Annotated in this window: 18 protein-coding genes and 1 pseudogene; 9 read left to right on the forward strand and 10 right to left on the reverse strand. The window is 71.0% G+C overall.

Annotation, left to right across the window (positions count from 1 at the left end; genetic code table 11):
* The first annotated feature begins 201 nt into the window (after positions 1–201).
* Genes IH26_RS0114980 through IH26_RS0115000 form a run of 5 tightly spaced genes read left to right on the forward strand, consistent with a single transcriptional unit; the run spans position 202 to position 5,951 of the window.
* The gene (locus IH26_RS0114980) at positions 202–1,404 is read left to right on the forward strand and encodes an ABC transporter substrate-binding protein (protein WP_245665198.1); all 1,203 of its coding nucleotides are present in this window, start codon (positions 202–204) and stop codon (positions 1,402–1,404) included.
* Entirely contained in the window at positions 1,401–2,360 is a 960-nt protein-coding gene (locus IH26_RS0114985; RefSeq protein WP_281179736.1) for a carbohydrate ABC transporter permease, read from the forward strand. The genes IH26_RS0114980 and IH26_RS0114985 overlap by 4 nt, the downstream gene beginning before the upstream one ends.
* A gap of 2 nt (positions 2,361–2,362) precedes the next feature.
* Entirely contained in the window at positions 2,363–3,196 is an 834-nt protein-coding gene (locus IH26_RS0114990) for a carbohydrate ABC transporter permease (protein WP_030436796.1), read from the forward strand.
* A gap of 10 nt (positions 3,197–3,206) precedes the next feature.
* A complete protein-coding gene (locus tag IH26_RS0114995) occupies positions 3,207–4,379 on the forward strand; it encodes an ABC transporter ATP-binding protein (protein WP_030436797.1) in 1,173 nt (390 codons plus the stop codon).
* 12 nt (positions 4,380–4,391) lie between these two features.
* Positions 4,392–5,951 (forward strand): glycoside hydrolase family 13 protein, encoded by a 1,560-nt coding sequence (locus tag IH26_RS0115000; protein WP_051808123.1) that lies wholly within the window; start codon positions 4,392–4,394, stop codon positions 5,949–5,951.
* Between the two features lie 172 nt (positions 5,952–6,123).
* Here IH26_RS0115000 and IH26_RS0115005 read toward each other — a convergent pair whose 3' ends face one another.
* From IH26_RS0115005 to IH26_RS63890, 5 genes and pseudogenes are all read right to left on the reverse strand, one after another.
* Positions 6,124–7,167 (reverse strand): asparaginase, encoded by a 1,044-nt coding sequence (locus tag IH26_RS0115005; RefSeq protein ID WP_030436799.1) that lies wholly within the window; start codon positions 7,165–7,167, stop codon positions 6,124–6,126.
* Between the two features lie 45 nt (positions 7,168–7,212).
* A complete protein-coding gene (locus IH26_RS0115010; protein WP_030436800.1) occupies positions 7,213–8,220 on the reverse strand; it encodes a YwqG family protein in 1,008 nt (335 codons plus the stop codon).
* A 55-nt stretch (positions 8,221–8,275) separates the two neighbouring features.
* A complete protein-coding gene (locus IH26_RS62830) occupies positions 8,276–8,425 on the reverse strand; it encodes a hypothetical protein (protein WP_245665200.1) in 150 nt (49 codons plus the stop codon).
* Positions 8,426–8,950: 525 nt separating this feature from the next.
* The gene (locus IH26_RS0115025; protein ID WP_281179738.1) at positions 8,951–9,916 is read right to left on the reverse strand and encodes a HesA/MoeB/ThiF family protein; all 966 of its coding nucleotides are present in this window, start codon (positions 9,914–9,916) and stop codon (positions 8,951–8,953) included.
* Positions 9,917–10,087: 171 nt separating this feature from the next.
* Positions 10,088–10,282 (reverse strand): annotated as a pseudogene (locus IH26_RS63890) (hypothetical protein); the annotation flags it as partial.
* 402 nt (positions 10,283–10,684) lie between these two features.
* Here IH26_RS63890 and IH26_RS0115030 point away from each other — a divergent pair.
* Positions 10,685–12,304 carry an alkaline phosphatase family protein gene (locus tag IH26_RS0115030; RefSeq protein WP_030436803.1) on the forward strand — a complete coding sequence of 540 codons (1,620 nt, stop codon included), beginning with the start codon at positions 10,685–10,687 and terminating at the stop codon, positions 12,302–12,304.
* On the opposite strand, the gene IH26_RS0115035 is transcribed toward IH26_RS0115030, so the two are convergent.
* The 5 genes from IH26_RS0115035 to IH26_RS0115055 are packed head-to-tail and all read right to left on the reverse strand — an operon-like array spanning position 12,301 to position 17,572.
* Positions 12,301–13,113, reverse strand: coding sequence for an ABC transporter ATP-binding protein (locus IH26_RS0115035; protein WP_030436804.1), 813 nt, complete (start codon positions 13,111–13,113; stop codon positions 12,301–12,303). The genes IH26_RS0115030 and IH26_RS0115035 overlap by 4 nt on opposite strands.
* Positions 13,106–14,122: an ABC transporter ATP-binding protein gene (locus IH26_RS0115040; RefSeq protein WP_051808125.1), complete on the reverse strand. Its 1,017-nt coding sequence runs from the start codon at positions 14,120–14,122 to the stop codon at positions 13,106–13,108. Before IH26_RS0115040 ends, IH26_RS0115035 begins: the two co-directional genes overlap by 8 nt.
* Entirely contained in the window at positions 14,119–14,973 is an 855-nt protein-coding gene (locus IH26_RS0115045; protein WP_034215211.1) for an ABC transporter permease, read from the reverse strand. Before IH26_RS0115045 ends, IH26_RS0115040 begins: the two co-directional genes overlap by 4 nt.
* Positions 14,970–15,917 carry an ABC transporter permease gene (locus IH26_RS0115050; protein WP_030436807.1) on the reverse strand — a complete coding sequence of 316 codons (948 nt, stop codon included), beginning with the start codon at positions 15,915–15,917 and terminating at the stop codon, positions 14,970–14,972. Before IH26_RS0115050 ends, IH26_RS0115045 begins: the two co-directional genes overlap by 4 nt.
* Positions 15,914–17,572 carry an ABC transporter substrate-binding protein gene (locus tag IH26_RS0115055; protein ID WP_030436808.1) on the reverse strand — a complete coding sequence of 553 codons (1,659 nt, stop codon included), beginning with the start codon at positions 17,570–17,572 and terminating at the stop codon, positions 15,914–15,916. Before IH26_RS0115055 ends, IH26_RS0115050 begins: the two co-directional genes overlap by 4 nt.
* A gap of 108 nt (positions 17,573–17,680) precedes the next feature.
* Here IH26_RS0115055 and IH26_RS0115060 point away from each other — a divergent pair, with 108 nt between their 5' ends.
* The 3 genes from IH26_RS0115060 to IH26_RS0115070 all read left to right on the forward strand — a co-directional run bounded on the left by IH26_RS0115060 (position 17,681) and on the right by IH26_RS0115070 (position 21,575).
* The gene (locus IH26_RS0115060) at positions 17,681–18,376 is read left to right on the forward strand and encodes a TetR/AcrR family transcriptional regulator (protein WP_034215215.1); all 696 of its coding nucleotides are present in this window, start codon (positions 17,681–17,683) and stop codon (positions 18,374–18,376) included.
* A 31-nt stretch (positions 18,377–18,407) separates the two neighbouring features.
* Positions 18,408–20,051 (forward strand): amidohydrolase, encoded by a 1,644-nt coding sequence (locus IH26_RS0115065; protein ID WP_030436810.1) that lies wholly within the window; start codon positions 18,408–18,410, stop codon positions 20,049–20,051.
* 81 nt (positions 20,052–20,132) lie between these two features.
* A complete protein-coding gene (locus IH26_RS0115070; RefSeq protein WP_030436811.1) occupies positions 20,133–21,575 on the forward strand; it encodes a DUF1800 domain-containing protein in 1,443 nt (480 codons plus the stop codon).
* Positions 21,576–21,583: the final 8 nt, after the last annotated feature.

Consider the following 21,583-nt stretch of genomic DNA (forward strand, 5'->3'; position numbering starts at 1 on the left):
ACGATGGATGACCGACGATTCGCAAAATCGGGTTAGCCCTCCGGTCGCGCTTCCCAGCAGGAAGTGGCAGTCTGAGTTGAGTTGTGATCTACGTCATAACGCAGCGTATTGGCGGACGGAGGATCAATGAGGCTTCACCATTCGGCAGCGAGGAAAGGGCACCCATCACGACGAATTGCGGCCCTAGGCGTAATCGCCCTGATGGCATCCCTTGCCGCCTGTTCCAGCGGTCCGAAGGGGATCGTGGTCAACCTGTACGGCGGGGCCAGCGGCACCGGCTTCGACAAGATCATCGCAGACTGCAACCAGGCGGCCGGCGGCCGCTACACGATCGTCGGCAACCTGCTGCCCAGCGACGCCGACGGCCAGCGCGACCAGTTCGTCCGCCGGCTCGCCGCCCACGACAGCGGCATGGACCTGCTCGGCATGGACGTGACCTGGACCGCCGAGTTCGCCGAGGCCGGCTGGATCCGCGAGCTGACCGGCGACGAGAAGGCGCAGGCCATCAAGGACACCCTGCAGCCGCCGATCGACACGGCCACCTGGAAGGACAAGCTCTACGGCATTCCCCGCACCACCAACGTCCAACTGCTCTGGTACCGCAAGTCGCTGGTGCCCACCCCGCCCAAGACCTTCGACGAGATGATCACGATGGCCCAGCAGCTCAAGGCGCAGGGCAAACCGTATGAGATCGGACTGACCGCGGCCCAGTACGAGGGTTACGTCGTCAACATCAACAACCTGGTCACGGCGTACGGCGGCACCCTGGTCAACGCCGACAGCACGAAGCCCACGGTCGACGACAAGACCGTGCAGGCCCTCACCATGATGCGCCGGCTCGCCACCTCCGGCGTGACCAGCCAGTCGCTGTCCAACGCCCAGGAGCCGGAGGTCTTCGCCGACCTCCAGGCCGGCCGGTCGGCGTTCTCGCTGAACTGGCCGTACGTGCTCAGCGCCATGCGGACGGCGAACCCCGCGATCGTGGACGACCTCGGCTTCGCCCCCTACCCGTCGATCGACGGCGGGACGCCGAAGGTGACCCTCGGCGGGATGAACTACGCGATCAGCACGTACAGCAAGCACCCCACCGAGGCGTTCGAGGCCGGCATGTGCATGCGCGACGAGAAGAACGCGCTGAGCGCCGCGCTGGACGCCGGTGACGTGCCGGCCCTGTCCACCGTCTTCGACGACCCGGCGTTCATCAAGGCGTACCCGATGAAGGACGTCATGCTCACCGAGCTGAAGAACGCCGTGCCGCGCCCGGTGTCGCCGGTCTACCAGAACATCTCCACGATCGTCTCCACCACGTTGTCGCCACCCAGCAAGATCAATCCGCAGAAGTCCGCCGACAAGCTCCGCACCGCAATCCAGGCCGCCATCGATGGCAAGGGGATCCTCCCGTGACCGCTACGCCGACCCCGGCGGCCGCGGAGTCGGCCGACCTCCAAATCGAAGAAGAAACCACCGCCATCGCCCGCAAGCGGCACAACGAGGCCAAGGCGGCCGAGCGCAAGCTGGGCCTGCTGCTGGTCTCGCCCGCGGTCGTCATCATGCTCGCGGTGACGGCGTACCCGGTGCTGTACGCGATCTGGCTCTCGCTCAACAAGGCCGACCTGCGTAGGCCCAACGACAACCACTTCATCTGGTTCAGCAACTACGTCACCGTGCTGTCCAGCCCGATCTGGTGGACCGCGTTCGGGGTCACCGCGCTGATCACCGTGGTCAGCGCCGCGTTCGAGCTGGCCCTGGGCATGATCCTGGCGATCATCATGCACCGCACGATCGTCGGGCGGGGCCTGGTGCGGACCTCCGCCCTGGTCCCCTACGCGATCGTGACCGTGGTCGCCGCGTTCTCCTGGCGGTTCGCCTGGACCCAGGACCTGGGCTGGCTGGCGCCGAAGGGCTCGGCCCCGCTGACCTCGTTCTGGCCCTCGATCGGGATCATCATCCTGGCCGAGATCTGGAAGACCATCCCGTTCATGGCGCTGCTGCTCATGGCCGGCCTCGCCCTGGTGCCGGAGGACCTGCTCAAGGCGGCCTCGATGGACGGCGCGTCGGCCTGGAAACGCTTCTGGATGGTCACCGTGCCGCTGATCAAGCCGGCCATCCTGGTGGCGCTGCTGTTCCGCACGCTCGACGCGTTCCGGATCTTCGACAACATCTTCATTCTCACGAGCGGGTCCAACAACACCAGCTCGGTGTCGATGGTGACCTACAGCAACCTGATCAGAGGGCTGAACCTCGGCATCGGCTCGGCCATGTCGGTGCTGATCTTCATCACCACCGGAATCATCGCGTTCGCGTTCATCAAGCTGTTCGGCGCCGCCGCGCCGGGCGCCGACCCCGGTGGGAGGCGGTAGCCGTGCAACCCGCGACGACCAACCGCAAGCTGATGTGGTGGGGGATCAACATCCTCGTGCTGCTGTACGCGTTCGTACCGGTGTTCTGGCTGCTCTCGCTGTCGCTCAAGAACGCCGAGACGCTCAACGACGGCAACTACTTCCCGACCCACCCGACCGGCGCCAGCTACCAGGCGATCTTCCAGAACGACGACTTCGTCCGCTCGCTGATCAACTCGATCGGCATCTGCCTGATCTCCACGCTGGTGGCCATCGTGATCGGCACGATGTGCGCGTACGCGATCGCCCGCCTGCAGTTCCCGGGCAAGGCGGCGATCCTGGCGATGGCCCTGCTGGTCTCGATGTTCCCGCAGATCGCGCTGGTCACCCCGCTGTTCAAGATCGAGACGGCGATCGGGCTGTTCGACACCTGGCCGGGCCTGATCATCCCGTACATCACCTTCGCGCTGCCGCTGGCGATCTACACGCTGTCCGCGTTCTTCCGGGAGATCCCGTGGGACCTGGAGAAGGCGGCGAAGATGGACGGCGCCACCCCGTACCAGGCCTTCCGGCAGGTCATCACCCCGCTGGCGATGCCCGGCGTGTTCACCACGGCGATCCTGGTGTTCATCGCGTGCTGGAACGACTTCCTGTTCGCGCTGTCGCTGACCTCGACGTCGAACGCGCGCACCGTGCCGGCCGCGATGAGCTACTTCACCGGGGCCACCACCTTCGAGAAACCGACCGGGCCGATCGCGGCCGCGGCCATCGTCATCACCATTCCCATCGTGCTGTTCGTGCTGGTCTTCCAGCGGCGCATCGTCGCCGGCCTGACCTCCGGCGCGGTAAAGGGCTGAGGAGCGAAAAGTGGCCGAGATCGTTCTGGAGCACGTCGTCAAGCGTTACCCCGACGGGGCCCTGGCCGTCGACGACTTCAACCTCGACATCGCCGACGGCGAGTTCATCATCCTGGTCGGCCCGTCCGGCTGCGGGAAGTCGACCACCCTCAACATGGTGGCCGGCCTCGAGGACATCACCGCCGGCAAACTGATCATCGACGGTCAGGTGGTGAACGACAAGGCGCCCAAGGACCGCGACATCGCCATGGTGTTCCAGTCCTACGCGCTCTACCCGCACATGACCGTCCGGGAGAACATGGGCTTCCCGCTGCGGCTGGCCGGGATGGACAAGCAGACCATCCGGCAGAAGGTGGACGAGGCCGCCGAGCTGCTGGAGCTGACCCAGCACCTGGACCGCAAGCCGGCGAACCTGTCCGGCGGGCAGCGGCAGCGCGTCGCCATGGGCCGGGCCATCGTCCGGCAGCCCAAGGCCTTCCTGATGGACGAGCCGTTGTCCAACCTGGACGCGAAACTGCGGGTGCAGATGCGTACGCAGATCTCCCGCATCCAGAAATCGCTGGGCACCACGACGCTCTACGTGACGCACGACCAGACCGAGGCGATGACCCTCGGCGACCGGGTCGTGGTCATGCGGGCCGGCGTCGTGCAGCAGGTGGGCACCCCCGCGCACCTGTACGCCCACCCGTCGAACCTGTTCGTGGCCGGCTTCATCGGCAGCCCGTCGATGAACTTCCTGCCCGGGCAGCTGAAGGGCGGCGGCACGGTGGTGACCGCCCTCGGCGAGGCCCAGCTGCCCGACCGGTCCCGGCGGGCGCTGGACGGCGCGTCCGGCGACCGGGAGGTGATCGTCGGCATCCGGCCGGAGCACTTCGAGGACGCGTCGGTGGTCGGCGACAAGCCCGGGGCCACCTTCGACGCGCCGATCGACATCGTCGAGGCGATGGGGTCGGACGTCTACGCCTACTTCACCGTCAAGGGTGAGGGCGCGAGCTCGGCCGAGCTCGACGAACTGGCCAAGGACACCGGCAACGACCTGCACGGCACCGGGCTCTCGATCACCGCCCGGCTGGACGCCGCCTCCGGCGTGCGTCGCAACAGCACCGCCAAGCTCTGGTACGACACGGCGAAGCTGCACCTGTTCGACGCGTCCACCGGCAAGAACCTGCTCGAAGCCAACTGAGAGGACATTCGCATGAGCACCTGGTGGCGCCACGCGGTGATCTACCAGGTCTACGTGCGCAGCTTCGCCGACTCCGACGGCGACGGGATCGGGGACCTGCCGGGTGTCCGATCCCGCCTGCCGTACCTGCGGGACCTGGGCGTCGACGCGCTGTGGCTCAACCCGTTCTACCCGTCCCCGCAGGCCGACGCGGGCTACGACGTCTCGGACTATCGCGACGTCGACCCGCGTTTCGGCACCCTCGCCGACGCGGAGGCACTCATCGCCGAGGCCCACGCGTACGGCCTGCGCCTGATCTTTGATCTTGTGCCGAACCACACCTCGGATCAGCACCCCTGGTTCCGGGCCGCCCTCGCCTCGCCGCCGGGCAGCCGCGAGCGGGCCCGGTACCTGTTCCGCGACGGCCGCGGATCGCGCCCGCCCAACAACTGGTCGAGCGCGTTCGGCGGCCGCGCCTGGAGCCAGGTCCCCGACGGCCAGTGGTACCTGCACCTGTTCGCACCGCAGCAGCCCGACCTGGACTGGACCAACGACGAGGTGCGAGCCGAGTTCGAGTCGATCCTGCGGTTCTGGCTCGACCGCGGCGTCGACGGCTTCCGCATCGACGTCGCCCACGGCCTGGCCAAGGACCCGGCGATGACCGACCTCGGCACCGGCCACGCCACCTCCGGCCCGGCCGTCGAGGGCCACCCGCACTGGGACCTCGACGAGGTGCACGACGTCTACCGAGCCTGGCGCCGGATCAGCGACGGCTACCCCGGCGACCGCACCTTCGTCGGCGAGATCTGGGTGGCCGACCCCGCCCGGCTCGCCCGCTACCTGCGCCCCGACGAGCTGCACACGGCGTTCAACTTCACCTTCCTGCTGGCGCCCTGGGACGCCAAGGCGCTGCGCTACGCGGTGGACGAGAGCATGCGGGCGCTGGCCTCGGTGGGCGCCCCGGCCACCTGGGTCCTGTCCAACCACGACGTCATCCGGCACGTCACCCGCTACGGCGACGGCGCGACCGGCCTCCGGCGCGCCCGGGCGGCGGCCCTGCTGATGCTGGCCCTCCCCGGCGGCGCCTACATCTACCAGGGCGAGGAGTTGGGTCTGCCCGAGGTGCTGGACCTGCCGTCCGAACTTCGCCAAGACCCGACCTTCTTGCGTACGCAGGGGGCAGACCCCGGCCGGGACGGCTGCCGGGTCCCGCTCCCGTGGTCGGGCACCGCCCCACCCTTCGGCTTCGGCCCGTCCACGGCGTGGCTCCCCCAGCCGCCGTCCTGGGCACGGCTGACCGCGGACCGCCAGTCCTCGGACCCGGCGTCGATGCTGTCGCTGTACCGGTCGGCGCTACGTCACCGGGCCGCCCTCGCGGTGGACGACTCGCTCACCTGGCTGCCGAGCGCCAGGGACGTGCTGGCCTTCTCCCGCGCTCCCGGCTTCTCCTGCGTGGTCAACGCCGGCGACCGCCCAGCCTCGGCACCCGACGCCGTGCGCGGCGCCCGGCTGCTGCTTGCCAGCGACCCCCTCGCCAGCGACAACACCCTCCCTCCCGACACCGCCGCCTGGTACCTCACGGAAACCCGCTGACGGCGCCCCCTCGCCACCGTCCCGGGCCCAGATCTTGATGGCGCGGCATTCGGAGCTGACCGGAAATCTCCACCCTCGGCAGGCGGGAGTCCAACGGTGAAGAGGATCTGTTCGCTCCGAACGCCGCGCCATCAAGGTCTACCTCGAGATCGGCGGTGGCCCGGTCGTCGAGCTATTCAGGTGGCGGCCAGGGCCAGGGGTGGCCGTCGGCGAGGCCGCCGGCCGCGGCGAAGGCGGTGGCGATCCGCTCGTGGGATGCGTCGGCGGCGAGCGCGAGGAGCAGCAGGATTCGGGCTTTGTAGGGGCCGAGCAGGCCGGCGGGGATGAGGCCGCGGCCGATCAGATCCCGCTCGGAGCCGGGGAAGCCGTACGTTCCGGCCAGGACCGGGCCGCTCCCGGTTCGGGAGGCGAGCACGATCGGGATGCGCGCGCTGGCCTCGGTCAGCGTGGGCAGCCACGGCTCGGGAACGTGCCCGACGCCGAAGCCGGCCACCACCAGCCCGTCAACGCCTCCGATGATCGTGTTCAGCAGGGCGCCGTCGTCGCCGAACGTCGCCGTGTAGAGCCCGACCCGCGGCATCCGATCGCCAGGCAAGGGCAGCGTGTACCGACCGCCGAGCCGGTTGACGACCACGGCCCGGCCCTCGACGACGTAGCCCAGCGGCCCGCCGTTCGGCGACACGAAGGTGGCCACGCTGGTGGAATGGCTCTTCCGCACGCGGCGCGCGGCATGAATCTCGTCGGCCAGAACAACCAGGCACCCGAGGTCACGGGCGGCGGCACTCGCCGCCACCCGGATCGCGGCGAGCAGGTTCGCCGGCCCGTCCGCCCCCGCCCGGCCCGGGTTACGCATGGCCCCGGTCACCACGATCGGCTGCGGCCCGGCGTGCAGCAGATCGAGGACGTACGCCGTCTCCTCGATCGTGTCCGTCCCCTGCGTGACCACAACCCCGCTGATCGAGCCGGCCAGGCGCGCCTTGATCTCCCCGACCAGTCCGGTCAGGTCGGCAATGGTCAGCGACGCACCGGGCTTGCTGCGGAAGGTCAGCACGTCGAGGTCGATGCCGGTCTCCGCAAGCCCGGGAACCGCGTCGACCAGTTGCCGGCCGGTCAGCGACGGCGTGGCGCCACCGGCCTCGCCGGCGGTCATCGCGATCGTGCCACCAAGGGCGACCACCAGCACCCGCGGCGCCGATGCGCTATCTTCTCCAGCCAACGTGCGGCCCCTTCGTCAACCGACCCGCCAAGCTCCCTCGACCGCTCATTGACTGTTCAGCCGAATCGGCCCGCCGGGGCAGGCCCGGCACATGAAGATGCGCAGCCCGTAGTTGCGGGCGGTGTGCACGCCGGTGGGTTCGGTGGCGGCCAGCCATTCGGGGTTGATGCGCGACGGCTCGAGGTGGGCGTCCTCGACCGGTAGCCAGGCCCCCGGCCGCCCCTCGGTCTCGCCGATCGTCAGGAGCAGGTCTGTCGGCGCGTGGCAGCCGGCGCAGAGCATCGGGTCGAGGTCGCTCGCACCCCACTGCGCGTATCCGCCGACCTTCCACCCCGGCGCCTGCGACACCGAGGAATACGACTCCGCACCGAATTGCCGGCTGTCCTCGAAGGCCTCGACCTGCGCCCCGAGGTCCTCGGGGAGCTCCTGCCACCAGGGATACTCGACCACCTGCTCGGGATGCAGCACGCAGCGGCGCGGCCGGAAGTCCTCCTCGCTCACGGCAACCGGCGGCGGGGTGGGCAACACGTCGAGGACGTCAGCCGCCGCCCGCCAGCGCAGCTGGATCGCCGGCCCGGCATAGTCCGCCCCGACATAGTGCACGTTCGGACACCACAGCACCTGGAGCATGTCGGTGCCCGGTGGGCACCGCAGATCCGGCACATCCGCGGCGCGTAGCTGGGCGACCGGCACCAGCGGGCCGGGCTGCTCCGCCATCGTGCGCGCGAGCAGGAAGGTGCCCTCCTCCGTGGTGCTGACGCCGCAGAACCCCGGCGCCGCCGCATGCAGCGCCCTCATCACCTGAGCGGTGGGGTTCCGCAGCCGCCCGGCGAGTTCGGGCGGGACCGGTGTCCGGGTTTCCACGCTGTGCGGCTGGTCGCAGCTGGGCCACGGCTCATCGGCGGGCCAGAGCAGCGGCCCGCCGACGTGACTGTCGAACGGCCCGGGCTCCCCCGGCCGCGGATGCAGCCGCGTCGCCGTCCTCGCAAACGCGCCAATGCCCGGGAACAAAGCCTTGAGATCCAGCGGCCGCGCCGGCGAGGTTCGAGTCACGGCCGGAAGCGTAGCGGTACCTGCGGTCGTCGGCGGTCCTGCTCAGCACGGCTGGTCAGGCCTCCCTGGCGAGGCCGGCGCGGTCGAAGACGTGTGCGGCGATGTCCGGGGTGAGGTGGCCGCCGGCCAGCCAGTCCGCCCACTGCCCATCCGCGCCGCCGATGACCAGCACCCAAGCAGTGGGGCGATGGTCGTTCGCCGTCATACAGCAGTCTCCGAGCGGCCTCGTGGTCGGTCTTGCTGAGCCTCGGCGGACCGAACGGGTGGGTGTGCCAGGCTCCGCTGAAGGTGAGCGTATCGGCGCTGGACCGGCGGTACTCGCGGACGGCGTCGGCCAGCCCCGAGGTACCGAGCACGAAACCTCCCGGGGACGTCTCGCTGTCCGGGGGCGGCCCGCCGACGCTCGTCACCCAGACGATGCGGGCCGCGTGGTCGAACTGACCGTAAAGCGGTCCGCCCGTCTCGGTCCGCCCGTCGCGTCGGCGGGCGATCCAGAGGGCCAGTTCCCGCATCGCGTCCAGCGCCGCGGGATCGATACGTACCTGGTAGGCGCCGCCCCGATCGGCCACGACGTAGTCGCTGAGCCAGTGCAAGTGCTCCACGTGGCCGACTGGCGGCTCGGTGCCCGGCATTCGCACGATGGACGCCCCGAGCGGCGGTGTCGGCCGCTCGGACTCATATTCCTGTAGCCGGGTGAGGCCGGCGTCGAGCATGGTGGCGGCCAACGCGGTCACGTCGGTGGCAGACCCGCGGAACGTCGGTGACGAGCATCCGTACTCGGGCTGGAACCAGTCCGTACGGGGTGGGTCCGGGAAGAAGTCGCGGCCGACGTCGGCGAGGCGGGGGTCGCCACTGAGCAAGGCGATCCGGCGCAGCACGTCGGTGCCCCCGCCGCTCGCCGCGGGCATCGATACGGTGGAAATGCCGCGCTCGGCCCGATGACCCACAGCCAGGGTGATGAGCGCTGACCGGTCGTGCGCAGGATCGCCCCGGACAAGTTCGAGCAGGTTGCGACCGTTCGATTGGCGGTCGCGTCGATGATCAGGTCGACGCCGTGCCAATCGCGGCACCCGGTCAGCACGTCCCGGGCATCTTCGGCATACGCCGTGATCCGTGCATCGGGACGGATCGCGCGCAAACCTTCGGCCAGGGCCGCCGCCTTGCGGCGCCCGATGTCGCGCTCGTCGTACGGCTGGCGTACCAGGATGCCCGGATGCACCAGGCCGTTGTCGACGAGGTGGAGTTCGGCCGCGCCGGCGCGCAGGCACAGCTCAGCGGCCGGCGCGCCCAGCGCGCCGCAGCCGAGGATCAGCAGCCTGCGGCCCAGGAGCCAACCGGCCGGCCGGTCCTGGTCTCGGCGCACCGTGATCTGGCCACGCTGATCGAAGACCCGCTCCCACCGTACGGTCGCGTCCGTGTCGGCTCGCCAAGCCGCGAGGTGCGCGATCCGGTGGGGCGCGTCCGCCCGGGTGGACGGGCTCGCGAGGAGCACCGTGATCGGCGGCGTCGTTCCGGCCTCCCGGCCACGCTCGGCATTGATCTCGATGATCTCGTCCAGCAAGTCCTGCGCGTAGGTTCGGGAAAGCCGCTGCGCGTCCAGGGTCCGCAGGAGGTCATCAATGGTTTCGGGATACTCCACGCCGACCGGGCGAGGCAGCACGATGACCAGGGCAAGGTGTTCGGGCGTCTCCCCCATCTGGTTGAGCCGACTGATGTCAGCGGCTGCCTTCTGCCAGCCGACGACGTCGCGTCGTTCGTCGTTGACCTGGGCCAGGACGGCCACACCCAACTCCGCGCGCCCGCTCGCGGTCAGGGAGTCAGGCACGTCGGTCCGCACGACGATGCAAGCGTCGCCGGTGTTCGGGAACGCGGTGGGCGGATCCCAGGGGAGGTCGGCGTTGTCCAGCATGCCGTTGGCGGCACGGCTGTACCACTGAAAGAGCCGGGACAGGAATCCGAACATGCCGTCGCTCGGGTCCCAGTCGCTGTCGCTGCCGTAGAGGCAGATGGCGCGCCGCCACTGGACGTGCGGCAGCCCGTCGAAGCGGTCATGGGTAGCCCTGACCCTCGGGCGCCGGAACGCACGGCCGGCCGGTTACCTCGCCCTCGACGAGTCCGGCCAGTGGCTGGACTCGGAGCACGTAGCGGGTCCCACACGCCACGCACCGTCGGATCACCGCAACTGAGTCTGGCGTCTCCCACATCTGGAAGGTCATCGGAGGCCGCATACGCTCAGTGTTCACTCGCTACCAAGCGCTCCATTCGCCGTCAGTGGCCACAGTCGGCGCACTGCCCGTGTACGGCGTCATGGCCCGGCAGCACAGCGGGGCTGAAGGGCCGCTGAAGACGCGCGATGTTCGTCGATGTTCAAGTCACCTCGCGTATGCCAGCGGCGGCTCGGCCGTTCATCTGTGGCTCATAGACAAGCGGCACAGGTTCGGGGATCACGAGAAAGGAACCCGAGATGATCCGTCCCGCCGTCGCCGGCCTCGCCGTGCTGGGTCTGCTGGCCGCCGCACCGGCCGATGCCGCGCCCAGCAAGGCGCATCCGCCGAACGCGTCGCACGTGTTGCTGCTCTCCATCGACGGTCTGCACCAGCAGGACCTCGACTGGTACGTCCGGACCCATCCGCAGTCGACGCTGGCCCGGCTCACCGCGTCGGGCACCAGGTATCGCAACGCGGCCACGCCGTACCCATCCGATTCGTTCCCGGGGATGCTGGCGCAGGTCACCGGCGGCGACCCGCGGACCACCGGCGTCTACTACGACGACACCTGGAACGCGGCATTGCTGCCGGCCGGGACGACCAAGTGCGCCGGGGTCCAGCCGGGTGCCGAAGTGGACTATGCCGAGCCGGCCGACCGGGACTCGTCGCGGCTGGACGCCGGGCAGGGGCTGGCGGGGCTGCCGGGCTCGATCCTGTCGCTGACCGGCTCGCCCGAGGAGTTGCTCGATCCGGCCCAGCTGCCGGTCGACCCGGCCACCTGCACGCCGGTCTACCCGCACCAGTACCTCAAGGTGAACACGGTCTTCGAGGTCGCCCGCCGGCATGGGCTGGTGACCGCCTGGTCGGACAAGCATCCGGCGTACGACGTGTTGCAGGGTCCGTCCGGCGCGGGCATTCAGGACCTGTTCACACCGGAGATCAACAGCACCGCCGACGCCGCGGGGGACGACTGGACCAAGGTCAACCGGCTGACCCAGCAGTACGACGGGTACAAGGTGCAGGCGGTGCTCAACCAGATCGACGGGTACGACCACAGTCGCTCGATCAAGCTGGGCACGCCCGCGGTGTTCGGGATGAACTTCCAGAGCGTCTCGACCGCGCAGAAGCTGCCCACCTCGGACGGGCAGGCCGGCGGCTACCTGGCCGACGGGCGTACGCCGGGGCCGGTCCTCGCCGGGGCGCTCGACTTCGTCGACGCCCAGGTCGGCCGGTTCACCGCCGAGCTGGCCAAGCAGCGGCTGGCCGGCCGGACCACGGTCATCGTGTCGGCCAAGCACGGCCAGTCCCCCACCGACCCGGCCCAGCTGACCCGGATCGACGACGGTGCGATCATCGACGGGCTGAACGCGGCGTGGAAGGCGGCCGGACACTCGGGCAACCTGGTCGCGTTCTCGGTCGACGACGACACCATGCTGATCTGGCTGACCGACCGGTCGCCGGCCGCGACCGCCTTCGCGCGGAGCTTCCTGCTCGGCCACAGTGGCACCGGCAACGGCATCACCGGGGCGGCCAAGCCGTACACCTCGTCCGGGCTTTCGAAGGTGTACGCCGGGGCGGCGGCGGCCGCGTTCATCGGCGTCCCCGCGGGCGACGCGCGGGTGCCCGACCTGATCGGCATCGCCCAGCCGGGCGTGGTCTACACCGCCAAGAAGTCGAAGATCGCCGAGCACGGCGGTGACGCGCCGGCCGACCGGCACGTGCCGATCGTGGTGTCCGGGCCGGGCGCAGGCCGGCGCACGGTCGACGCGCCGGTCGAGACCACCCAGATCGCGCCGACCATCCTGCGCCTGCTCGGCCTGGACCCGCGCGAGCTCGCCGCCGTCCGCATCCAGCACACCGCGCCGCTGCCCGGCTAGGACGAGGGCGGGGCGGCGGGGCGCAACGTGCGGGCCGGTTTCCAGCCCGGTCCGGGGACGCTGGCCCGCAGCATCCGGGTGTACGGGTGCTGCGGGTCGTCGAGCAGCCGCCCGGTGGGCCCGTGCTCGACCACCGCCCCCTTGCGCATGACCACGGCGTCGTCCGTGAGCTGGCGTACCACGGCCAGATCGTGGCTGATCAGGATGTAGCTGATCCCGCGCTCGTCCCGGATGTCGGCCAGCACGTTCAGCACCTGGGCCTGGATCGACACGTCCAGCGCGGCCACCGACTCGTCGAGGATGAGCACCCGCGGGTCGGTGGCCAGCGCCCGGGCGATCGCGAGGCGCTGGCGCTGGCCGCCGGACAGGTCCCGGGGCAGGGCGTTGATCTGGCGCTGGTCGAGGCCGACCAGGTCGGCGAGCTCGCCGGTGATCCGGCGGCGGGTCGCTGCGTCGTGGTCGTGGTGCACCCGCAGCACCTCGTCGACCAGGACCGCGCCGGATTGGCGGGGGTCGAGGCTCGCGTACGGGTCCTGGAAGACGATCTGGACCTCGCGGCCGCGACGCTTGCGCTCGGCGCCGCCGCGGGCGGGCCGGCTCCGGTCGCGGCCGCAGGCGACGATCGTGCCGGCGGCGGGCCGTTCCAGGCCGACGATCATGCGGGCGACGGTGGTCTTGCCGCTGCCGGATTCGCCGACGACGGCCAGCGAGCGGCCCCGGTGCAGGTCGAACGAGAGGTCGTCGACCGCCACGTGCGCGCCGAACTGCTTGCGCAGTCCGCGTACGGCAAGAATGGGATCTTCAGGCATTGGCGTTCTCCCCCGAAGACGAAGCCGGAGATGAGGCGAGGAGCCGACCGCGCAGCTCGGCTGCCCACGAACACCGCACCCATCCCCCGTCGAGCGCGGTGAGCTGCTGATCGTGCGACCGGCAGGCGTCCACGGCATGCGGGCAGCGGGGCGCGAACCGGCAGCCGCCGGGCGCCTCGAAGGCGGAGACCGGCCGGCCGGGAATCGCGTTCAACCGGGGCGCGGTGGCGGTGACGCTCGGCCGGGCCTGGACGAGGGCGGCGCTGTACGGGTGGAGCGGGTCGTCGTGCAGCCGCTGCGAGCCGCGGGTCTCCACGATCTGCCCGGCGTACATGACGGTGGTCCGGTCGCACACCGCGCCGGCCAGTTCCAGGTCGTGGGTGATGAACAGCATGGCCAGGCCGCGGTCGCGGCGCAGATCGTCGAGGATGGCCATCACCTCGGCCTGGGTGGTGACGTCCAGGGCGGTGGTGCACTCGTCGGCGAGCAGCAGCCGCGGCTCGGAGAGCAGCGCCGTGGCGATCATGACGCGTTGCAGCATGCCGCCGGAGAGTTCGTGCGGGAATTGGCGCAGCCGCTTCGCCGGGTCGTCGATGCCGACCTCCTCCAGGGCAGCGGCCGCGCGGCGGCGCGCCTCGGCCCGGGGCACGTCGTCGAGGAGGCGCAGGGACTCGGTCATGAAGTCGTCGATCCGCCGGACCGGGTTGATGTGCGCCCGCGGGTCCTGGAAGACCACCGCCACCCGGGCGCGGTGCCGGCGCAGCTCGGCCCCGTGCAGGGCGAGCACATCGGCGCCGTCGAAGGTGACCCGGCCGGACACCCGGGCGCCGAGAGGCAGCAGCCGGGCGATCGCCTTGGCGGTCATCGACTTCCCGGAGCCCGACTCGCCGACCAGGCCCATCGCCTCGCCCGCGGCGATCTGGAAGGCGGTGCCGGTGATGACCTCGCGCTGCTCGTCGCCGAGCCGCAGCCGTACGGTGAGGTCGGAAACCTCGAGCAGCGCGCTCATCGGCGGGACTCCTTCGCCCGGGCTTCCAGGCGTTCGCCGAGGAAGGTGACCGCGGAGACGACCGCCACGATGCAGACCGCCGCCGACAGCGACTCCAGCGGATAGCCCTGCAACAGGCCGGACTTACCGTCGGAGATCATGACGCCCCAATCGGCCTGCGGCGACTGCACGCCGAGGCCGAGGAACGAGATGGCCGCGAGATCCACCATGGCGAAGCCGAACATGATGGTCCCCTGCGCGATGATCAGGGCGGAGATGTTGGGCAGCAGATGCCGCAGGCACAACCGCCAGGCGCTGAAACCCTGAACTTCCAGGGCCGCGACGTACGTCATGGCCCGCTCCTTGAGCGCGGCGCCGCGCAACACGCGGGTCACGTACGGGATGTAGGCGACCGCGAGCGCGAGCCCGGCGGAGAGGAGCCCCGGCCCGAGGATCGCGGCGGCGACGACGGCCAGCAGGATGCCCGGGAAGGCGAACAGCACGTCGAGGACCGCGGCGGCGAAGGCGTCGACCACCCCGCCGAACCAGGCCGTGACCACGGCGATCAGCGAGCCGGCGACGATCGCGACCAGGGCGACGAAGGCCGCGCCGGTCAGCGTCGTCCGGGCGCCGGCCATCAGGCGGCTGAGCAGGTCGCGTCCCTGCCCGTCGAAACCCAGGACGTGCGAGCCGTACGCGCCGACGTTGGCGAACGAGAGGTCGGCCAAGTTGGGGTCGAACGGCCGCAGCACCGGGCCGACGATCGCCAGCAGCACCGCGACGGCGACGACGGCGAGGCTGGTCCAGCCGAGCACGCCGAGCCCCGACCGGCGGCGCCGGCGGGTGACGATGTCGAGGGTCAGCACGCTCATGCGGCTCGGCCTCCCAGCGTGAGACGCGGATCGAGCACGGCGTACGCGATGTCGACCAGCATGTTGGTGAGTACGAAGGCGAGCACGAGCACGAGGCTGATGCCCTGGACGACGGCGACGTCCTTGTTCTGCGCGGCCTGCACCAGGTACGCGCCCAGGCCATTGAGCCCGAACGCGGTCTCCACCACGGCGGACAGCGCGATCAGGCTGGCGATCGTGATGCCGACGACCGTGGTGATCGGGATCGCCGCGTTGCGCAGGACGTGCCGGCGGACCACCGACGGCCAGGGCAGGCCCCGGCTGACCGCGGTCTGCACGTGCTCCCGGCCGGTCTCCTCCCGTACGGCCGCCCGGGTCACCCGGGTGACCAGCGCGACCGACGTCGCGGCCAGGGCGAGCGCCGGCAGCAGCAGGTGCCGCAGCGAGTCGGCGAAGCCGTGGCCGGTGCCCAGCGCGGGCAGCCAGCCCAGCTTGACCGCCACCACGAACTGCAGCACGACCGCCGCGGCGAACGAGGGCAGCGCCGCCGAGACCGTCGAGGCCAGCAGCACCCCGTTGTCGACCAGCCCCTTCCCGAGCGCGCCGAGGATGCCGAGCCCGACCCCGGCGATCACGATGATCACCGAGGTGAGCAGGACGAGGCCGGCGGTCACGCCGACCCGCTGGCCGATCAGGGTGGAGACGTTCTCGTGCAGCGGGATGGACTCGCCGAGATCGCCGTGCAGGGCCGAGACGAGCCAGTGCCAGTAGCGCACCAGAAACGGCTCGTTCAGGTGGTAGCGGGCCTCGAGCTGGGCCTTGGCCTCGGGCGGCAGCGGCCGGTTGCCGGTCAGCGCGGACAGCGGGCTGCCCGGCGAGACGTACAGCGCGCCGTAGATCGCGAAGCTGGCCACCAGCATGGTGGCGACCAGCATCGCGGTCCGCCGGGCCAGGAACCGGGTCACCGGGTTCCACCGAGGGTGACCGCCCACGGCCCGGCCATGTACTGGAAGGTGGCCGGGGCGCCGGTCACCGCCTTGTTCATGACCAGCACGGTGTTGGGCGCGGCGAGCGGGATCCAGACCAGCTGCTCGGTGATGATCTTCTGAGCGGCCACCACGTCCTCGGCCCGCTTGACCGGGTTCGCCTCGCCGCGGGAGGCCTCGAGGCTGCGGGTGACCTCCGGGTTCGTCCAGCTGTCGAAGTTCTGCGTGGCGCCGGCCAGGGCGAAGGTGCGGTAGAGCGCCGCCGGGTCGGCGAAGTCGCCGTAGTTCATCGTCGGGAACGCGTCGACCGAGCCGAAGGCCTTGGGGTCGGTGAAGAAGTTGACGTAGTTCGCCGGGCTGACGTTCTTCATCGTGACCTCGAGGCCGATCGCCTCGGCGGCCGCCTTCACCGCCAGGGCCAGGGTGTGCAGCGACGGGATCCCGGAGGAGGTGCCGATCGTGATGCTCTGCCCGGCCAGGTCGAGCGGCTTGGCCAGCTCCTGCGACTTGGCCGCGTCCCGGCTCAGCTCGGGCAGGTCGGCGTACGCCTGGGCGAAGGTGTCCGGCGCGTAGCCCCAGGTCCCGGAGGCGGCGATCGCGTGCGGCAGGTTGGCGGCCCCGCGGTAGACCGTGCTGATGATGCCCTGCCGGTCGATCCCGTACGAGATGGCCTGGCGGACCTTCGGGTCGGCGAGCGGGCCCTTGGTGGCGCTGATGACCAGGGCCGCCGTGGCCGACGGCGCGCCCTGATAGACCTTCACCGACGGGTCGCTCTCCAGCTGCCCCAGCGTGCTGAGCGCGTTCACGTAGCCGCCCGACAGCGCCCCGGTCTTGACGCCGGCCGTGAAGCTCGCGTCGTCCGGCACGCCGGCGATGGTCAGGCTCTTGAGCCGCGGCTTGGGCAGGCTCGTGTCCCAGTAACTCGGGTTGGGCACCACCTTCACGCCCTGCCCGGTCTTCCAGGAGTCCAGCTTGAACGGCCCGGAGCACATCGTCCCGCCGCTGACCGTGCCGAAATTCTCGCCCTTCGCCTGCACGTACGCCTGCTGCAGGATCTCGCCGGGGGCCGCCGACAGCTCGCTGAGCAGCCAGTAGTCCGGTTGTTTCAGGGTGATCCGGAAGGTCTTGTCGCCGGTCGCCTCGATCGCCGACACCCGGGTGAAGTCCTCGCTGTAGAAGCCGCCGGCGGCCGGGTCGGCGGCCCGCTTCAGGCTGAACACCGCGTCCTTGGCGGTGACCGGCGAGCCGTCCCAGAACGTCGCGGCCGAGTTGATCGTGAAGTCGAACCGGGTCGGCGACGTGGTGGTCACCTTGGCCAGCCCGTCGCCGATCGTCAGGTCCGGCTTCTGCCGCAGCAGCGCGTCGCAGAGCAGCGGGTCGACCGTGTTCTCCGGGTAGTCGAACGCCTTGATCGGGTCGAGGGTCTGGGTCTCCCGGTAGGTCGCCCAGGTCAGATCGCCCGCGTCGGCGGTCGGTGCCGGGCTGAGCACGGTGAACCCGCTGGTCGGCGCCGACGCGGCGGCCGATCCGGCGGGCTGCGGAGCCGGGGCGCCGCTGCACGCCACGAGCGCCATGGCGGCCGCGAGGCCGGTGAGGCCGCCGGCGGCGCGGCGGCGGGTGAACACCTCGGACATCGACCTCTCCCCTCGTTCCCTTGCCGGGGAACGTATGCCGACGGAAACAACAATGTCAACGGTGTTCACAAACTTGTTCGCATCGCTGTTTCGAGCGAAACTGACCGCATGGAACGGACAGGACGCGCACGGGCCCGAGGGTCGCTGAGCCAGGAGGAGATCGTCACGGTCGCCCTGGAGATCGCCGAGACCGAGGGGCCGGACGCGGTGACGTTCCGGCGGCTGGGCTCGGCCCTCGGCGTCGCGCCCACCGCCGTTCTGCGGCACTTCCGGGACAAGGACGACCTGCTGCTCGCGCTGGGCGCCCGGCTGCTCGAGGACGCGATCTCCCAGGTGGACGTCGACGAGCCGGACTGGCGTACCCGGCTGCTCACGCTGTGCCGGGCCACCCGCCGGTCGTTCGAGGCCCACCCCCGGGTGGCGGTCCTGGTGGCCACCCGCACGCTGCGCCGCGAGGCCGAGTTCCAGGCCGCCGACCTGGTGATCGGTGCGGTCGAGCAGGCCGGCCTGCGGGGGCGGGAGGCGGCCCGGATCTATCGGGTGCTGGCCGACACCGCCCTGGCCTGGACGGCGTTCCTGGCCGCCTCCCGCGCGGTCGACACCGACGCCATGGAGCGCGACGGCCTGGCCTGGACCCGGGAGTACCTGGTGTTGCCGGCCGGCCGGTTCCCGCACATCCAGGACGTCGCCGGACATCTCGCCGAGGTCAACCAGGAGGACCAGTTCGAGCTGGCGCTGGAATTGATCTTCGACGCGGTCGCCGCCCGGGGCGCGGCCGCGGCCGCTCGAAGTGAACGCTGTTGACAACGTCATTCATTTGCCGTTTCATCGCGGCATGACAGACGTTCTGGCAGACCTGCTCTTCGTCGGCGGTCCCGTGCTCACCATCGACGGCGCCCGGACCCGGGCCCGCGCCCTCGCCGTCCGCGACGGCCGGATCCTCGCGGTCGGCCACGGCCTCGACGACCTGCGCGGGCCGAAGACCGAGGTGGTCGACCTCCGCGGGCGCCTGCTGCTGCCGGGTTTCCAGGACGCCCACGTGCACGCGGTGTACGGCGGCATCGAGATGGGCCAGTGCGATCTGACCGGGATCGTCGGCCCCGAGGAAACCCTGACCAAGATCCGCGAGTACGCCGAGTCGCACCCCGGCGCGGGCTGGATCACCGGCAGCGGCTGGTCGCTGGAGAGCTTCCCCGGCGGCGTACCCACCCGCGGCCTGCTGGACCGGGTCGTGCCGGACCGGCCGGTCTACCTCACCAACCGCGACCATCACGGCGCCTGGGTCAACACGGTGGCGCTCGGCCGGGCCGGCCTCACCCGGGACACCCCCGACCCGGCGGACGGCGTCATCAACCGCGACGCGGGCGGCGAACCGGTGGGCTGCCTGCAGGAGGGTGCCATGGGGCTGGTCGCCAGGCTCATCCCCCCGACGACGTTCCAGGAGCGGCTCGACGGCCTGCTCCGGGCGCAGCGGCTGCTGCACTCGCTGGGCATCACCGGCTGGCAGGACGCGCTGCTCGGGGACCAGCAGGGCCACCCCAACCCGGCCGACGCCTACCGGGCCGCCGCGCTCGACGGCACGCTCACCGCCACCGTCACCGGCGCCCTGTGGTGGGAGCGGGACCGCGGCGCCGAGCAGATCGCCGGGCTCGTCGAGGCCCGCCGGCGGTTCAGCACCGGCCGCCTCACCTGCTCGACCGTCAAGATCATGCAGGACGGCGTCGCCGAGAACCACACGGCCGCCATGACCGAGCCGTACCTGGACAAGTGCGGCTGCGCGACCGCGAACCGCGGCCTCAGCTTCGTCGATCCGGCCGCGCTCGCCGAGTACGTCACCGCGCTGGACGGCCTCGACTTCCAGGTCCACTTCCACGCCCTGGGCGACCGCGCGGTCCGCGAGGCGCTCGACGCGGTCGAGGCGGCGCGGCGGGCCAACGGCTTCCGGGACACCCGCCCCCACCTGGCCCACCTCCAGGTGATCCAGCCCGACGACCTGCCCCGCTTCCGCCGGCTCGGCGCCACCGCGAACATCCAGCCGCTGTGGGCGGCGCACGAGCCGCAGATGGACGAGCTGACCATCCCGTTCCTCGGCCCGGAGCGGGCCGAGCGGCAATACCTCTTCGCCGACCTTCTGCGTACGGGGGCGACGCTCGCCGCCGGCAGCGACTGGCCGGTCAGCGACGCCGACCCGATCCAGGGCATGCACGTCGCGGTCAACCGGGCCGTCCCCGGCTCGACCGCCCCGGCGTTCCTGCCCGATCAGCGGCTCGACCTGGCGACCGCGCTGGCCGCGTACACCGCCGGCACCGCGTACGTGAACCACCGCGACGACAGCGGCAGCCTGCGCGCCGGCAACGTCGCCGACCTCGTCGTCCTCGACCGGGACCCGTTCGACGGCCCGGCCGACGCCATCGGCGCCACCAAGGTGGCGCTGACCTGGGTCTCCGGGGAGCTGGTGCACGCCGCGCCGGACGCCTGAGCCGCTCCCCGACGGGAGCACCTGGGTTGCGCCTCCGGCGAAGGCCAAAAGATCAGACACATCTTTGCCGATGGACCGGGCATGACCGCCGCCGACCTCCTCTCCCCGGACCCCCTCCTGCATCTGCTGCGGCGGGCCACCTACGGCCCGAGGCCCGCCGCCGTCGCCGAGATCCGCCGGCTCGGCGCGGCGGCGTGGCTGGACGCCCAGCTCGACCCGGCGTCGATCGACGACCCCGTCGCGGACGACCTGGTGGCGCGGTTCCCGTGGTGCACGGCGACGATTCCGGCGATCCGCGCCGCCGCGGCGGCCAAGACCCTCAAGGTGTACGACTGGACACCGGTCTGGCAGGTCAGCTTCGCCACCTTCGCCCGCGCGGTCTGGAGCAAGCGGCAACTGCTCGAGGTGATGACCGAGTTCTGGTCGAACCACTTCAACGTGATCTGCCCGGACGGCGACACCTGGGACAGCCGCGCCGACTACGACGCGGCCGTGCTCCGTACGTACGCGCTGGGAAGTTTTTCGGATCTTTTGAAGGCCGTCGTCCGGCACCCGGCGATGCTCACCTACCTCGACAACCGGTCGTCGACCAAGGCCGCCCCGAACGAGAACTACGGCCGTGAGCTGCTCGAACTGCACACCGTCGGGATACCGTACGGGGAATCCGACGTGCGCGACGCCGCCCGCCTGCTCACCGGCCTGACCGTCGACAACGCCACCGGCCTCTACCGATACGACCCGGCCCGGCACGCGGTCGGCGCGGTGACCGTCCTCGGCTTCTCGCACCCCAACCCGAGCGCCGACGGCGGCGAGCAGGCGGTCCTCGCCCTGCTCGACTACCTGGCGCTGCACCCGTCGACGGCCCGCCGGATCGTCACCAAGCTCTGCGTCCGGTTCGTCGCGGACGACCCGCCGGTCAGCCTGATCACCAGCCTGATGAAGGTCTACCTGGACAACCGGTCGGCGATCGCGCCGGTGCTGCGCGCCCTCTTCGCGTCGCCGGAGTTCGCGGCGTCGATCGGGGCGAAGACCCGGACGCCGTACGAGGACATCGTGGCCACCCTGCGCACGCTCGACTACGGTCCCGAGCCCGCCGGCACCAAGGCGATCGAGTCGCTCTACTGGACCTGCGCGAACGCCGGTCAGGCGCCGCTGGCCTGGGGCCCGCCCAACGGCTACCCCGACGTCGCGGCCGCCTGGGTCTCGCCGGCGAGCCAACTGGTGCGCTGGAACGCCCACCTGAACGTGGGCGCCGGCTACTGGCCGGCCACCCTGGTGCGGCCGCCGTCGCTGCTCGCGGCGTTCGCCGGGACGCCGACGCCGGCCACCTACGGCGCGCTGATCGACGCCACGTCCCTCCGCCTGTTGCAGACGACCCTGCCGGACCCGCAGCGGGAGGCGCTGGCCGGCTTCTTCGGCAAGACCACGGCGAGCCCGGTCGGGGCCAAGGACCCGGCGATCGACTGGATGTTCCCGTACCTGATGGCCATGCTGCTCAACTCCCCGACCTTCGCGCTGCGCTGAGGAGCGAC

Origin of the sequence: Actinoplanes subtropicus, from assembly GCF_000721705.1 — a bacterium.
Classification (GTDB): domain Bacteria; phylum Actinomycetota; class Actinomycetes; order Mycobacteriales; family Micromonosporaceae; genus Actinoplanes; species Actinoplanes subtropicus.

What these genes read in the sequence shown, in the direction of transcription:
- IH26_RS62830 (WP_245665200.1), bottom strand. Translation starts at nt 8,425, where the DNA reads ATGACGGCGAACGACCATCGCCCCACTGCTTGGGTGCTGGTCATCGGC.
- IH26_RS0115060 (WP_034215215.1), top strand. Translation starts at nt 17,681, where the DNA reads ATGGAACGGACAGGACGCGCACGGGCCCGAGGGTCGCTGAGCCAGGAG.
- IH26_RS0115045 (WP_034215211.1), bottom strand. Translation starts at nt 14,973, where the DNA reads ATGAGCGTGCTGACCCTCGACATCGTCACCCGCCGGCGCCGCCGGTCG.
- IH26_RS0115055 (WP_030436808.1), bottom strand. Translation starts at nt 17,572, where the DNA reads ATGTCCGAGGTGTTCACCCGCCGCCGCGCCGCCGGCGGCCTCACCGGC.
- IH26_RS0114980 (WP_245665198.1), top strand. Translation starts at nt 202, where the DNA reads ATGGCATCCCTTGCCGCCTGTTCCAGCGGTCCGAAGGGGATCGTGGTC.
- IH26_RS0115035 (WP_030436804.1), bottom strand. Translation starts at nt 13,113, where the DNA reads ATGCCTGAAGATCCCATTCTTGCCGTACGCGGACTGCGCAAGCAGTTC.
- IH26_RS0115030 (WP_030436803.1), top strand. Translation starts at nt 10,685, where the DNA reads ATGATCCGTCCCGCCGTCGCCGGCCTCGCCGTGCTGGGTCTGCTGGCC.
- IH26_RS0115040 (WP_051808125.1), bottom strand. Translation starts at nt 14,122, where the DNA reads ATGAGCGCGCTGCTCGAGGTTTCCGACCTCACCGTACGGCTGCGGCTC.
- IH26_RS0115070 (WP_030436811.1), top strand. Translation starts at nt 20,133, where the DNA reads ATGACCGCCGCCGACCTCCTCTCCCCGGACCCCCTCCTGCATCTGCTG.
- IH26_RS0115025 (WP_281179738.1), bottom strand. Translation starts at nt 9,916, where the DNA reads ATGGGGGAGACGCCCGAACACCTTGCCCTGGTCATCGTGCTGCCTCGC.
- IH26_RS0115000 (WP_051808123.1), top strand. Translation starts at nt 4,392, where the DNA reads ATGAGCACCTGGTGGCGCCACGCGGTGATCTACCAGGTCTACGTGCGC.
- IH26_RS0115065 (WP_030436810.1), top strand. Translation starts at nt 18,408, where the DNA reads ATGACAGACGTTCTGGCAGACCTGCTCTTCGTCGGCGGTCCCGTGCTC.